Origin of the sequence: Paenibacillus sp. ATY16, assembly GCF_003399985.2 — a bacterium.
Classification (GTDB): domain Bacteria; phylum Bacillota; class Bacilli; order Paenibacillales; family Paenibacillaceae; genus Pristimantibacillus; species Pristimantibacillus glycanilyticus.
In genome coordinates this window covers 206,597-220,818 of the sequence record NZ_NMOK02000033.1, presented here as the reverse complement: position 1 = coordinate 220,818, position 14,222 = coordinate 206,597, and the positions used below count along the sequence as shown (strand labels likewise).

Below are 14,222 nucleotides of genomic sequence, written 5' to 3'. Positions count from 1 at the left end.
CAGTAGCCTCTATTTTACAGCTAGTATAAAGGTTATTGCTGGCAAATAAAAGAGATTACATTCCTAGATAGAGTTACTATTTTGCAGATTTCCTCTGTTCCAACGTCGAATAAGCGAGCACAACAAGGAAATTTTTCTTCCTTGGCTCGCTTTGATTATATATGACTAGTCATTCGCTTTATTTGATTATTGCAGTAAAAAATCAATGCATTTCTGTACGGAAGGATTATTGTAATGATACTTTTTATACACAAGCTTGATTTCGCGAACGGGCGTTGGGCCAACAAGGCGAATCATTTTCAATTGCATTCCAGGGAAATTTTCCATTATAGAGGCAGGTAAAATCGCTACCCCCATCTTTTTCAGTACCATGGAAAGAAGGATTTCCGTAGAGGTTGATTCAAACATGGATAGCAGGTTTTTCGAAATCTTGGCACTTGATGCGTGAATGTAGTCGATCATACGCGTATCCCCAACAATTAAGGAAGATTCTAAATCTTCAAGCTCTTGAAAAGACATGCTGGTTCGATCCGCCCATGAATGATCTTCATAAACGATCAGCGCTTGTTCTTCTTTATACAGGTGTGTCATTTGAATTTCTTTGTTTGGGTTATAATGATCGGCAACGCCAATATCGATACGGTCATTCAATAATTGCTGCGTCGCATTCTCCGCACTGGAAAATTTCAATGCAATGTCGGGGTGCTTTTCATGAAATTCCAGAAATCGGGACGCCAATCTAAAAAAGTACGTCGGCGAAATGCCTATCGAAAGCTTGTTTACCCTGGCGTAACGCAATTCGTGCGTTTCTTTTTTGGACTCCTCAATGAGCCTCATCACGGAAAGAGCTTTTTCGTACAGGATTTGTCCGTCAGCGGTAATCTTTACCCCTCTGCCAAATCTCTCAAACAAAGGCGCTCCAACTTCCGACTCTAAGAAACGAATCTGTTGGCTTAAAGTGGGCTGTGAAATCAATAAAGCATCCGCGGCCTTCGTAAAGCTGCCTTCTTTGCAAATTTGAATAAAACATTCTAATTGCCTGAACACAATAGATTCACCTCACCCTCTCTTACATAGGAATCCATCTCCTGAATGAATAAGCGCGTGGTGGATTTCATATTAACGGAGTTAAGGTATAAGAGAGAGATATCCCAATAAGGAATATGCCCTTCCAGTTTGACAATACGCAAACAATCGTCCCTTAGACTTTCAAGCAAAGACGTTGGCATAAGCGCCGCTCCAAGTCCCTGGCGAATCCAATGCATCATTACCGAAGTGGCGGACGTTTCTATAATCGACTTCAATGTAAATCCGTATGAGAAACAATACCTATCAATTAACGATTTGTTCTGTTCTCGAAACATGATCGAATTCATTTGCTTCAAAGATTGAAACGGGATGGAAGACTGCTTGGCCAAAGAATGCTCGGAGTGAACCAATAACGCCATTTCTTGTCTATACAAATGAGTCGAAATAACCGAATCATCGGAAACCGGATAGGCCGTTATTCCAAAGTCTACCTGTTGCTCCAAAACTTTTTTCTCGGCATCCTCTACATCCATAATTTTCAATAAAATATTCGGGTACTTTTGATGGAATTTCATGAAGAAAGGAGCTAGATACTCCATCTCGGCAGGACAACATCCAATGGAAATCGTTTCTCCGGAACTATTGTTTCGCCCCTCTATTTCATTTCGCGCTTCTTCAAGAAGATTCATAATGGCATTGCCCTTATTCAAAAGGATTTTTCCGGCTTCCGTAACCTCAACTCCCCTGCTTACCCGATCGAACAATTGAATATTGTACTCGCCTTCCAAAACCCGAATTTGCTGACTTAGCGTAGGCTGGGTCACGCCTAGTTCTTCTTTGGCTTTTGTGAAGCTCCCTGATTTGCAAACTTGAATAAAATATTCAAGCTGGCGCAATTCCACAGTGTATTCCTCCTTAGTGAAACCGGATTCGCTCCATACATGGTTGCTTTAATCGGCTATCCTCCTCTTATGTTTTTAGCTCTAACCTCTCATTAACCATTATATGAAAGAACCTGTCCTGTAATATATCCGCTAGATTTCAGGTTATGGTTGCTGGATTTTAGGGTTGGTGCACTATCAGCATGATTGGCCCGTCGGCAAAAGAAAAAGCCACTCCCGCAAGAGTGGCTTCCGTAATCTAGTTTATTCCAAACGTCTGCACCGCGGATGCAGACTCCCCCTGCTGCCGAGGCAGCTTGCGGCGGCGGATCCAGCGCGTGCCGACTAGGATGGCGCGGAACAGTTCATCCAGGAGCAGGCCAACCAGTGCCCCCATAATGCCCATATGGAACACTACGCCAAACACATAAGCCCCGCCTGTTGCGAAGATCCACATGCCAAGCATGCTGCTCATGGCCACAAACTTGGCTTCGCCAATCGCCGTTAAGGACTGGATGAAGGAATACGTCCATGTCCGCATCGGCTGCCAGATCATGCACCAGAAAAACAAGGGCAGCAGGATTCCAGTTATCTCTTGGTCCGACGTAAACCAGCTGATCGTTGTATGTCCAAAAGCATACAGCAGCACGGCCAGCGCAAAGGTTGGCACCATGCCGATCATGGCAGCGCGGTACGGAGCCCGGTAGACATCGTCGTACCTCTTCCCGCCGTACAGCTGACCGCATTGAATCTGGACGGCCATGCCGATGGAATTGCCGATCAGCCAGGGCAACTGCTGGATAATGTTGAAGTAGGAAAATGCCGCCAGCTGCGCCGCCCCCATCGACGAGACGATCGCCAGCGTGACAATTTGCGAATATCCCCAGGATGCCGCATTTCCCAAATTCGGCAGGCCAATGCCAACCATCTCCTTGAGCAGCGGACGGTCAAACCCGCGCCAGTCGTTCCGCTCAAACGGGCTTGGGAATGAGCGAAGCAGGAGCCATACGCCCACCGCACACGCAAGCAGCCGGCTGATGATCGTCGAGATGCCTATCCCCTCTATCCCCATCTGCGGGAACCCGTACTCCCCAAAGATAAACACATAGTTCAGCAGCACGTGAACCACGTTCATTCCGATTGCAATCATCATCGGCCCGCGCGTATTGCCGGTGTTCCGGATCATCACGGTGAGCATCATATTAAGCTGCGTCAAGATAGAGCAGCCCCCGATAAAGGCCATATAAGTGGTTGCTTGCGGCACCACCTCGGCAGGCGTCCCCATTAGACGCACGATAGTACCCGAGCCAAAAGCAAACAGCAGACTAACCAGAACTCCGCCAATCAGCCCGACTTTAATCGCCATCGCCGCGGCGCGTCTCGCCGTATGGGGATCGCCCGCTCCCCATCTGCGCGCGATTACGATCCCTGCCCCGCCGTTAATAAGCACAAAGATCGTAAGCAGGGAACGCATCACCTGATTGGATACGCCTACCGCCGACACCGCATTATCTCCCAAGCGGCTGACCATTAAGGAATCAACGGTTCCCATCAGAAACTGTAAAATCAACTCGATAGCGATAGGCCATGCGAGCGCGTATAAAGAGATGGATCCGTCTTTATTTATCTGAGCCATCGCTGCCCGTACCTCCCAGTTTTATTTAATCCATTTTGCTCCAACAATCCGATATCCACTGGGGTATCTATGTGTGATAACATTAACCAATATAGAACGTTCGACGATTAATGTCTTAATGCTTCTTGTTGTTTATTATCCCGATCTTGCTAATCTAATGGCTGGAGGCAGCACCTATGCGAAGTGATTTATGGGAAAATACCCTGATGACCGATCCGGCTCTGCCGATTAATGTGTTCCATCCGACCTTTAGGATCGGGTGCTCCTTGCCTCTTCACTGGCATGAGCATTTCGAACTCATCTACGTCGAAAGCGGCGAGGTTCTCTACACGATTGGCGGACAGCCGTTCCCTACCAAGCCGGGCGACATGCTGTTCGTCAACAGCGGCGAGCTCCATTCGGCATCCTCGCTTAATCCGAACGAGCCTTTTACGATATACGCGCTTGTGTTTAATCCGTCTATACTAGGCCTGAAAGAACCTCATATTGTTGATCTGGTCGCTCCTTACACGAACGGCATGTCCATGATCGCGAACCGCATAGAACAGAATGATCCATGGTATCCGTTGCTAAAGCAAACAACGATGCAGCTAGCCGAAGAATTCGAGCGGAAGCCCCGCGGCTATGAGCTGGCCGTCCGCTCTTACTGCCAACTGCTCTTCACCTGGCTGAGCCGGGAATTTACCGTCATGCAGCGCAGCGACACCGAGATGAACGCGTTCCGCGAGAGAACCAACCGGTTCAAGGAGCTGCTTACCCGCCTGGAATCCGACGTGGCCGAGCGCGTAACCGTCGAACAGGCGGCCTCGTTTGTCCATATGAGCCCGTACCATTTCTGCCGCATGTTCAAGAAGGTTACGGGCCAGACCTTTGTGCAATACATGAATCTTAACCGCATTAACAGAGCCGAATATTTGCTGAAAAACACCGCGATGAGCGTCACGGACATCGCCGCCGAGATTGGCTGCAGCAGCATTAACAGCTTCTCGAAGCTCTTCCGCCAGCTGCGGGGCGTGTCGCCGCGCGACCTTCGCAAGGGGCAGACGATATGAACCAAAAAAAGCAGACGGCTCCGTCTGCTTTTTTATTTCCATTATATGGACACTTTTCAGCCAATCCGATAATCCCCCGGCCCCGCGCCTGCTGCCTCTAGTTTACGTAACGCCTGAAATGCTTCGTCTTGCGAACTAGTCTGCAATGCGACATATAGAGGCGCGTGCTTTTCTTTTGCGTATGACTGTTCGTATTCCTTCTTCTAATGCAAACGTAATGCCGCTTGGATACGGAATACACGCGGAAGCCTCTGCGGATGCACCGCCCGACCCAGCCGGAATCCGTGCCGACCTTCTTGAACTCGGGAAACGGGACGCGCTTCCAGACCGACTTCTTGAACACCAGCGTGCCGCCCTTGATGCTGCGCGTGTATTTCCTCTCGCCCCCCCTGCGGAAAACCATCAACGAACGGGTTGCCTCGAAGTAGATATAGGAGGTATGTTTGCCAACGATGGACGCTCTGCCGCTTTTGATTGCGCGGGCGGTTTCGCGCAAAAACTTCGGTCCGTAATAATCGTCATCGTCAAACTTGGCGATGATGCCGTCCTGAGCCATATTAATGGCATAGTTCAAGCATTTGCCAAGCTTATATTCCTGGGGGAGCTGGATCACTCTAACTTCGTTCTCCGGGTATTGGTTGGCCCTCTCCTGATATAGCTCGATATCCATCTTGTCGTTATTCAAGACGATAATCATTTGTTTGTCCTTCCAAACCTGCCGATCGTAATTATCGAATACATTATCGATGAATTGGGATCTCATCGTACACGCGATTACGGTGATCATCTTACTTATCATCTCCATTCGGCGCAGCCAGCAGCTTGGCTTCGCGCCGGTTCCATAATGTATTTTTTTTGATTTTATACAATTTTTCATCGATGATTTTCTGATACAAACTTAAGAAGCGATCCGTCATGATTTGATCGGAATAGCGGGTCCTGGCATAACGTCTGCATTCGCTGGCTTTGGGCAGCCTCTTGTTGCGGTATTTAATCTTCATCGCCATTTCGGATGTGGTTCTGCATAAGAGCTGAGGCATTCCTTTAAGCACCTCGGCAACGCCGCCTTTATTGAAGCCTAGCACGGGCGTGCCGCTGGCCAGCGATTCGATGAGCACCAATCCGAAGGGTTCATCCCAGGTCGACGTGAACAGGACGCAGCTTGCGTTGGCGAGCAGCTCGCGTTTGCGGTCTCCGCCGACGGGGCCGATATAGCTGATTTTGCTGCCGAGATGAGGTTTGATTTTAGCATTGAAATAAGCCTTGTCGTTCAGCGTGCCTGCAATGATGAGCCGCATGCCTGTTTTTTTGGCAACCTTAATGGCAAGGTGGACACCTTTTTCCTTAATTAATCTTCCCATGAAGAGCAGGTAGTTTTGCTTGTCTTTCGTGTAAGTGTAATCCTCCATGCGGATGCCGTTATGGACGGCATAGCCCTTTCGTTTCCCGTATTTGCGGAGAATGAATTTGCTGACGTATACCCGAAGCTGCACGTCTCCCTTGATCCCTTTGGAATGGGAGTTGCTTATAGTCGGAATAGGCGGATTCGCTTTCGCAACGATGCCGTAGTGATCGTGTATGATATCCACGTCTGGCGGGAGGTTTTTAATAATAAAGTCCAGCTGCTTTTTCGGATCATCCGACTCGTATTCGAACGTTTGGGTCGCATTGGAGGTTGATCCTTTCTTGGCAAACAGAAACACCTCATGCCCCCGGTTGACCAACTCTTCCGTTAAATAATGCACGTCGCGCTGCGTGCCCCCGTAATCCTTCGGAGGTACAGGAATCGTATTCGTCGATATTTGAGCAATTCTCAAATGTCTCTCAACTCCTTAGGTCCAATCTTCCCATAGGCATTCCTTGTAGGATATGAATGGACTTCTGTGCAGGGCACGGCGCTTGCACCGTTACCAGCCACCTACTTTATACCGCGTACAGTATACGCCCATACCAAGTGTAAGCCTTTTTAATAGAATAGTAGAAGTTGATAGAAAGAGGTGAGAAGCTGTTGAAGGGATTGATTCTCTGTGCGGGGAAAGGAAGCCGTTTATATCCGTTTACCAAAAATCGGCCGAAGACACTTATACCCGTCATAAATACGCCCCTGTTGCAATTATCAATCATGAAGTTAATGGAGCTTGGAATAGATCGTATCGGCATCGTCATCCATCCATCCCAAGAGGCCGACATTCGCGGGCAATTCGGCGAGGGAGAGGCGTTTGGCATTGCGATTACGTACATTTATCAGCATGCGCCCAAAGGAATCGCGAACGCGCTAAAAAATGCGGAATATTATTTATCCGGCGAACCGTTCCTGCTTCTTCTGGGAGATAATTTGATTTCCGCTCCGTTATTCGATTTGAAGTACGATGTCGAGCATGGCGGTGTACAAGCGTCCTTATTGCTCGCGGAAGTTGCGGACCCGCAGGATTACGGCATCGCGGAGATCCGGGATTCGCGAATCATAGGTCTGGAAGAGAAACCGGAACACCCGAAGTCGAATTTAGCGGTTATAGGGGGTTACGCTTTTACGAAGGAGATCTTTGGCGCCGTGAACAATATCACACCCTCTAAGCGCGGCGAGTACGAAATAACGGATGCGATTCAGTGGTTGATCGAGCAGCGTTTCGACGTCGCTTACCGTGTGACCGACCAATTGAACATCGACGTGGGTACGAAGGAACGTTGGCTGCTGGCCAATCGCAAACTGCTGGAAGCCGAAGCCCTGCAGAAACGGGTTCACGACTCCGTCCAGATGGAGCGCTGCACAATCGTAGAGCCGGTATCGATCGATAAGGACTGCGTGTTGAAGGATTGCCGGATTGGCCCTTACGTTTCGGTGGGAGCGGGCTCCACGCTGGAAAATTGCCAAATCGAGAGCAGCATTATTCTGAATGGGGTTCATATGAAAGATCTCCCGTTTCCTATTAAAAATGTGATTATCGGCGAACATTCCATTGTCGCCGGGGGACTGATGGATAAAGAGGTGAAGGAGCCTTGAAAATTCTGATTATCGGTACGGGCTATGTAGGAGCCACGACCGCAATGGTATTTGCCGAGATCGGCTGGCAGGTAACCGGACTTGATATCGATGCGGGCAAAATCGAACGGCTGAAGAAAGGACAACTGCATTTTCACGAGCCCGGCCTTGAAGACCTGATTGCCAAGCATGTGAAAAGCGGCCGGTTGCGGTTTACGACGGACAAAGCCGCCGCCATTAAAGAGCACGACGTTATTTTCCTCTGCGTCGGGACGCCATCGCTTCCGGATGGAAGCGCCGACCTGCGCTACGTTGGGCAAGCCGCAGAGGATATCGGACGTTTGATGAAAGGCTATAAACTTGTTGTCACCAAAAGCACCGTGCCCGTCGGAACGCAAGAGCAGATCAAAAAGTGGATAGAAGCAGCGCAGCAAACGGCCTATCCCTTCGACGTCGCTTCCAACCCCGAATTCCTGAGGGAAGGCAAGGCCGTCGAAGATGCTTTGCATCCCGACCGTATCGTGATCGGTACCGACAGCCAGCGGGCAACGGAGCAGCTTAAGAAGCTGTATTGGTCTTTTTCCTGCCCTTGGATTGTAACGACGCCAAGAACCGCGGAGCTTATCAAATATGCATCCAATTCGTTTCTCGCAACTAAAATATCGTATATGAACGAGCTTGCTAGACTTTGCGACGAGCTGGAGGTCAACGTAAAGGAGATTGCCGAAGGAATGGGCCTTGATCCCCGGATCGGGCCAAGCTTCCTGCAAGCGGGGCTTGGGTACGGAGGTTCCTGTTTTCCCAAGGATGTCTCGGAACTCGTTACGACATCTAGAAAGCATCATGTAAATCTTCGGATCCTGGAAGGGGTCACGGAAGTTAACCGCATGCAGTACGCCTATTTGCTCGACAAGGCGCGGTCGCGTCTCAGCGGCTTTGCGAACAAAACGGTTACGGTACTGGGGCTGGCGTTCAAGCCGGATACGGACGATATTCGCGAAGCGCCGGCTTTACGGATCATCGACCAATTGCTGCTCGAGCAAGCGAGCGTGCAGTTGTATGATCCCATTGCGTCTTTACCGGGTAACGCAGCCTACCAGGCAGTGAAGGTTTGCACCTCGGCGGAAGATGCCTTAAAAGGCGCGGATGCGATTATTCTGTGCACGGAATGGGCTGAATTCGCACAGCTGGATTGGAAAAAGGCGAAGAAGCTCCTTAAGCAGCCCAACCTCTTTGACGGGCGCAATATGATGGACGCTAAGCGGCTACGTGCGCTCGGCTATTATTACCAAGGCATTGGCAGCGGTTATTGAATCGCGGATATAAAGAAGGCTGGCCTCGGAGTCCAAGGACCCGAGGCCAGCCTGTTATTTTACGGCCTAAATAATTTCGAGATCGTCCATTCCCGGCATTGGCGGATGAGCCGCATGCGGCTCCAGCTGATACCAGTAGGCGACGGATGCGATATCGTCCTGAAGCGGGAGGTAACGCCCATGCGAGCGCCAGCCAAGCGCTTGGATTGTCACCTTCAGATCATCTTCGAAACGGATCGGGTCCATCACATGGAACCGGTACATGCCAAAGCGCTGATTCGCCTTGTACAAGCCGTCGGCCTTTATCGCCTGATGCATCCCGAGGAATGGCGTGGAATACGTCACATACTGTCCGTTCATATCCCAGTTCCAAGCACCGCCGAAGTAATCCTCCGTCCCCGTGCTGCAGATCGTCGGATAGTCCTTGTCGCCGTCCATGTAGAACTTGACCTCTCCCTCTCCCCACCAGTTGTTGCTGTTCACCTGCCAGGCGAGATAGGTGCCGACGTAATGCCCTTTACCTTTAATGCCGTCAACGATCGTATGAACATCCTTGTACGGAACCGGATTGCTGCGGCGCCACTCGGCATGGAAATACGCCATATCGTCCGGAACGTCCGTCAGCGTGTAGTTAATCTGATAATACAAGACCGTCGATTCATGCGACAGGTTCTGCATGACGATCCGCGCCTTTTTGCGGAAAGGCATTTCCCAATAGCTGTTGAAGCCGCCCGCCGGATTCACCGAAATCGGAAGCGAATTCACAAGAGCGCGTTCGCCCCAGCCGTTGCAGAAGAAGTCCCCGACCGGCACGTACACGGAAGGATCCTCTTCCTCATCCCAATAGATTTTGAAAATAAGCGATCTTACAACCTGATGCGAGCAGGTGAGCCAAATATTTTGGATGACGCCCGGCCCGTCGATAACCCCCATCGTAAACTCCTGATGGCCCGCGATGCTGACCGAAGGGGATACCTTCCAGCCAACGCCTAGGTCACGTGCCGCTTGAGCGCCCGTACCTTCGGACGCCATGGCTCCCTTGCCCTTCTCGCCCGTAAAATTTTCCGGGGAAATCGATCTCGACACCGCATTCGAAACTCTCGCCAAATTGCCAAGTCCCATACCTAATCCGTTAAAAGCGTTCATGTTATTGAGTAGCCTCCCGGGATATAAAATTGTAGGTGATCTTGCCTGCTTACGCGTTTACGGCTTCCGTAATGCCAATTGCTTTGATCGTTATCTTGGAGGCTTGGAGTCCCTCCGCCGCTGCCGTGACAACAATGTCCCCGGCCTCGGTTGTTGTTCTTACGTAAGCGAGAAGCCTGCCGCGATGGGCTTTGCGTACCCGCGAGCTAAACGGCTCCAGATCCTGAATATCGCCGTTTTCCATCCCGATAATTTCGCCCGGACCTTCTATCTTCAGAGCAATCGGATGCTCGGCCAGATACACGGGACGCCCCTCGCCATCCGTAATCTGAATCTCGATATGCGCAATATCCTGGCCATCGGCCTGAAGCTCGGCCGTATCCGCATGCAGCTGCAGTTGAACCGCCTCGGTTACCGTATGAAGGACGCAGGAATAGGTCTCGCCATCTTTCCCTTTCGCCACCGCTTCCAATGTTCCTTCTTCAAAAGCCGTCTCCCAAGTCAGATACAGCTCCGGCGCATCCGCCAGCTTCCTGACGCCAAGCGACCGGCCGTTCAGGAACAGCTCCGCCTCTTCGCAGTTCGTATGGCAGCTGACCTTAAGCAGGTCTCCAGCTTCCCAATTCCAATGCGGCACGCCGCCGGTCCATCTTCTCGAGCCCTTCTCGGAATCCTCCGCCTTGATTGCGGCAAGGAAAACAACCGGCTTGTCGCTCCACAAGCTTTGGCGGTAATAATAGCTTGTTTTCTTGAAGCCCGCCGTGTCCATAAACCCGGCCCCGGCTACGCGCACCGGCCAGCCTTTGGCTTCGCCCAAATAATCGATGCCGGTCCAGATGAACTGCCCGCTGATCGCCTCGTTATCCCGAACCGCCAGCCAAGCCTGCAGGCTCGAGCCGTTTTCGCTGCCGTAGGTTACCCGGTCCGGGAATTTCCGGAGATCCTCCTCGTACAGATGCTCCTTATAGTTGTAACCGACGATATCGAGCGCTTCCGCGTAACCGGTCAGGTTGGACAGCTCCGGAAAAGCAAGCGCAGCCGTTACCGGCCTTGTCGTATCGCATTCCTTAACCGCCTTCGCAAGCCGCCTTGCGATAACCGCCAGTCGCTCCGCATTGGGCTTATTCGGATCGTATTGACGCTCCGCAGCCGGTTTGTTGGCATCGTTGTTGCCGGTCATCGTCTCGAAATAAGGATGGCAATACGGATCATTCGGATAATCCACTTCATTGCCGATACTCCACATGATGATCGACGGATGGTTGCGGTCGCGCAGCACCATTTCCTTCAGGTCGATCTCGCCCCATTGCGGGAAGTCCTCGTAATAGCCGAAATGCTTCGGCGGATACACGTTATGACCCGTCGACCATTTGTTCTTCACGCCTTCCCATTCGTCAAACGCCTCGTCGATAACAAGGAAGCCCATTTGATCGCATAGATCCAGCAGATTGGAAGCCGGCGGATTATGGCTCATTCGGATCGCGTTGCAGCCCAATTCCTTCAGCGCTTCAAGCCGGCGGACCCAGACTTTGGCCGGAACGGCAGCGCCCAAAGCGCCTGCGTCGTGATGCACGCATACGCCTTTCATTTTCATATTCACGCCATTAAGGAAGAAGCCGTTCGCCGCATCGAATTCAAACCAGCGGATACCGGCCGGCGTCTCGACATGATCAACAAGCTCGCCGTCCCGCAGGATCTCCGTTCTGACCGTATATAGATAAGGGCTGTCCGGCGACCAAAGCTTTGGATTTGCAACAATCAGCGTCTGCTCCGTTTCTTTCGCGGAGTCGCCCGGCAGGGACATGCTGCCATGCACCGTCTGAACCGCTTGCCTTGCATGATCCAGAATCGTATTCTTTATTTCCACCAGCTCATCCTTGGCAGAACCGTTCGCCACTTTCACCTTAACCGCTACCTCGGCCTGCTCCTTGGATACGACAGGCGTTGTCACGAACACGCCGTACGTATCGATATGAACCTGATCGGTAACAGTCACAAAGACATCCCTGTAAATGCCCGATCCGGTAAACCATCTGGAATCCGCGATATCCTTATGGTCAACCTTTACCGAGATGATCGTTTCCTGGTCTCCAAACGAGACGAAATCCGTTATATCATAAGTAAAAGAGCTATAACCGTAAGGCCGTTTTCCGATATAATAACTGTTGCACCATACTTGCGAATTGTTGTAAACGCCTTCAAAAGTGATGTAGACGCGCTTGCCTTGAAGATTCGAAGGGAGAGCTATCGCTTTTCTGTACCAGCCGATCCCCCCCGGCAGATAGCCTGTTCCGCTGGAATGCTCCTCCGAGAAAGGCTCTTCGACCGACCAGTCATGAGGAAGAGTAACCTGACGCCAATTGGAATCGTCTAAGCCTTTATACCAGGCACGAGGCTCATCGCCTCTATGAAATTTCCAATTCAGATTTATATGGTTAATGATACGCCCCTTGTTCATCCGCTTTCCCCTTTCGCATTCCCTTTATTGCGATTCACCTAGATTATAGAGCTATAATAGGGAATATAGAATGAATCAAATTGCTGTAAACATACACAAAATTGTTGTTCCGGGAGCGTGAGCTTGTGATCAGTATATCCGGTGATGCCCACAGCTGGCAGGAGCGCGGTATTGAGGATAAAGAGCAATTTCTGGCCGTTAATTGGTGCGGCTACCAAAGGCTCCTGACAAGAAGCCTGTCACGCAATCGCGAGCATGGACGGGTGGATTTTCAGCTGATCTATGTAACGGGCGGCAAAGGGCGCTTTCGATTCCATAACGAGACGATCGAGGTTCCAAGCGGCAGTCTGGTCGTCTATACGCCGGGGCAGCCGCAACATTACAGCTATCAAGCCGAGGATGGCACGGAGGTCTATTGGATTCATTTTACCGGGTACGGCGCTTATGATTACCTGCAGCAATTCGGCTTGCTGAAGCAGCCCGTTCATACAGTCGGCGTCATAGACGAGGTAACCGCTTTGTTCAAAAAAATCATTCAGGAGCTGAACAGCCACCGGCCGCTTGGCAGTCATATGGTTAACGCTTATCTGCTCGAGATGCTTACGCTGCTTGGCAGAAGGCTGCAAACGGCGGAAGAACCGGGAGCGCAGGGCCGGCATCCCGACATTAATCAGATGATTGCTTTTATCCATGAAAAATACAGCGATTCCTTAAGCATCTCCGAGCTGGCGGGCGAATGCTCCTTGAGCGTATTCCGGTTTATTCACAAGTTCAAGGAAGTAACCGGCATGACGCCGATGAAATATATTACCGAGATTCGGATTAACGAAGCGAAAAAGCTGCTGTCGGAGTCTTCGCTTCATGTGAAGGAGGTCGCGGCCGTTGTCGGCTATGATAACCCGCTCTACTTCAGCCGGATTTTCCGCAGTACCGTAGGCATTCCGCCAAGCGAATACAAGAAGCAGTTTCAATGAGGGAGTAGGCATGAAAAAGCCCTGTTCCGGGAACAGGGCGGATATTATTCGGCTAAGCTCGTGATGATGATCTCGTAGGGATAGCCGGGAATAACGGATCTCCGGTCTTGCGATCCCGCTATCGTGACCGAGAATGGCACAACCTCCGCTTGCGTCTGCGTCGGAAACCAGGACCGATCCTGGGAGGCTACGATAAACAGGCCATGCTCATCTCCGACTGGTTGGAAGTTAGTGCCGTTGCCGCGCCATGGATCTAAACCGAGCTCCTCCCGGCAATACCGAACAACCTCCGGCACGGCTGCTGCCGGCATGCCCAGCTCGCTGATGCCAAGCACATCCTGAATGGAGAACGGTCCTTCCGCTTCGCTGGCAAGGTTATGACGCGCGATGAATTCAACGATATTGCCCGCGGCATCGTAGAAATAGCAAGCATGTGCATTCCAATCCTCAAAATGGAAAATCCCATCCTGACCGTCGCTTAGCGTCCGTGTCCGTTCACGCACAAAGCGAACCGCCGACTCCAGCTTATTCTCTTCGATATTAAAGGCAAAATGATAGACATAGCTTTCATTAGCCTGCTTAAACGTTAATCGCGTATGCCGGGCTTTCACGGTGAAGGAATCTTCCGTTTCTTCTATTAACGGCAGGCCGAGCAAGCAAGCCGGTGTAAAAGCTTTTTTGCTCCGGCAAAAGATGTGTGCAGAGTTCTAACCTTTGGATGATCATTCGAATTTCTCCTTCCATACTCATTCA

General features: G+C 50.9%; 12 protein-coding genes. 4 read left to right on the top strand and 8 right to left on the bottom strand.

Annotated elements, in window-relative coordinates; all coding sequences use genetic code 11:
• Nucleotides 1–186: 186 nt before the first annotated feature.
• The 3 genes from CFI03_RS19630 to CFI03_RS19620 all read right to left on the bottom strand — a co-directional run bounded on the left by CFI03_RS19630 (nucleotide 187) and on the right by CFI03_RS19620 (nucleotide 3,546).
• Complete coding sequence (locus CFI03_RS19630) at nucleotides 187–1,047, bottom strand: LysR family transcriptional regulator (protein WP_248758820.1); 861 nt, start codon at nucleotides 1,045–1,047, stop codon at nucleotides 187–189.
• Entirely contained in the window at nucleotides 1,032–1,931 is a 900-nt protein-coding gene (locus tag CFI03_RS19625) for a LysR family transcriptional regulator (protein ID WP_248758818.1), read from the bottom strand. Before CFI03_RS19625 ends, CFI03_RS19630 begins: the two co-directional genes overlap by 16 nt.
• A gap of 238 nt (nucleotides 1,932–2,169) precedes the next feature.
• Complete coding sequence (locus tag CFI03_RS19620) at nucleotides 2,170–3,546, bottom strand: MATE family efflux transporter (RefSeq protein ID WP_248758817.1); 1,377 nt, start codon at nucleotides 3,544–3,546, stop codon at nucleotides 2,170–2,172.
• A 176-nt stretch (nucleotides 3,547–3,722) separates the two neighbouring features.
• Between CFI03_RS19620 and CFI03_RS19615 the strand changes: the two genes are divergently transcribed.
• The gene (locus CFI03_RS19615; protein WP_248758813.1) at nucleotides 3,723–4,598 is read left to right on the top strand and encodes an AraC family transcriptional regulator; all 876 of its coding nucleotides are present in this window, start codon (nucleotides 3,723–3,725) and stop codon (nucleotides 4,596–4,598) included.
• Nucleotides 4,599–4,695: 97 nt separating this feature from the next.
• Here CFI03_RS19615 and CFI03_RS19610 read toward each other — a convergent pair whose 3' ends face one another.
• The gene (locus CFI03_RS19610; protein ID WP_248758810.1) at nucleotides 4,696–5,385 is read right to left on the bottom strand and encodes a glycosyltransferase family 2 protein; all 690 of its coding nucleotides are present in this window, start codon (nucleotides 5,383–5,385) and stop codon (nucleotides 4,696–4,698) included.
• 1 nt (nucleotide 5,386) lies between these two features.
• The gene (locus CFI03_RS19605; protein ID WP_248758807.1) at nucleotides 5,387–6,415 is read right to left on the bottom strand and encodes a glycosyltransferase family 4 protein; all 1,029 of its coding nucleotides are present in this window, start codon (nucleotides 6,413–6,415) and stop codon (nucleotides 5,387–5,389) included.
• Nucleotides 6,416–6,582: 167 nt separating this feature from the next.
• On the opposite strand from CFI03_RS19605, the gene CFI03_RS19600 reads away from it, so the two are divergent.
• Nucleotides 6,583–7,599 carry a sugar phosphate nucleotidyltransferase gene (locus CFI03_RS19600; protein WP_349292486.1) on the top strand — a complete coding sequence of 339 codons (1,017 nt, stop codon included), beginning with the start codon at nucleotides 6,583–6,585 and terminating at the stop codon, nucleotides 7,597–7,599.
• Entirely contained in the window at nucleotides 7,596–8,891 is a 1,296-nt protein-coding gene (locus CFI03_RS19595; RefSeq protein ID WP_248758805.1) for a UDP-glucose dehydrogenase family protein, read from the top strand. The genes CFI03_RS19600 and CFI03_RS19595 overlap by 4 nt, the downstream gene beginning before the upstream one ends.
• A 66-nt stretch (nucleotides 8,892–8,957) precedes the next feature.
• On the opposite strand, the gene CFI03_RS19590 is transcribed toward CFI03_RS19595, so the two are convergent.
• Nucleotides 8,958–10,037, bottom strand: a complete 1,080-nt coding sequence (locus CFI03_RS19590; protein ID WP_248758803.1) for a glycoside hydrolase family 172 protein — start codon at nucleotides 10,035–10,037, stop codon at nucleotides 8,958–8,960.
• Nucleotides 10,038–10,086: 49 nt separating this feature from the next.
• A complete protein-coding gene (locus CFI03_RS19585; RefSeq protein ID WP_248758802.1) occupies nucleotides 10,087–12,495 on the bottom strand; it encodes a glycoside hydrolase family 2 TIM barrel-domain containing protein in 2,409 nt (802 codons plus the stop codon).
• Nucleotides 12,496–12,620: 125 nt separating this feature from the next.
• Between CFI03_RS19585 and CFI03_RS19580 the strand changes: the two genes are divergently transcribed.
• Entirely contained in the window at nucleotides 12,621–13,469 is an 849-nt protein-coding gene (locus CFI03_RS19580; protein WP_248758801.1) for a helix-turn-helix domain-containing protein, read from the top strand.
• Between the two features lie 44 nt (nucleotides 13,470–13,513).
• Here CFI03_RS19580 and CFI03_RS19575 read toward each other — a convergent pair whose 3' ends face one another.
• Nucleotides 13,514–14,080: a VOC family protein gene (locus tag CFI03_RS19575; RefSeq protein WP_248758800.1), complete on the bottom strand. Its 567-nt coding sequence runs from the start codon at nucleotides 14,078–14,080 to the stop codon at nucleotides 13,514–13,516.
• Between the last annotated feature and the right edge of the window lie 142 nt (nucleotides 14,081–14,222).

Excerpts from the sequence above, each read along its gene's own strand:
- CFI03_RS19620 (WP_248758817.1), bottom strand. The coding sequence starts at position 3,546 with ATGGCTCAGATAAATAAAGACGGATCCATCTCTTTATACGCGCTCGCA.
- CFI03_RS19615 (WP_248758813.1), top strand. The coding sequence starts at position 3,723 with ATGCGAAGTGATTTATGGGAAAATACCCTGATGACCGATCCGGCTCTG.
- CFI03_RS19610 (WP_248758810.1), bottom strand. The coding sequence starts at position 5,385 with ATGATCACCGTAATCGCGTGTACGATGAGATCCCAATTCATCGATAAT.
- CFI03_RS19590 (WP_248758803.1), bottom strand. The coding sequence starts at position 10,037 with ATGAACGCTTTTAACGGATTAGGTATGGGACTTGGCAATTTGGCGAGA.
- CFI03_RS19585 (WP_248758802.1), bottom strand. The coding sequence starts at position 12,495 with ATGAACAAGGGGCGTATCATTAACCATATAAATCTGAATTGGAAATTT.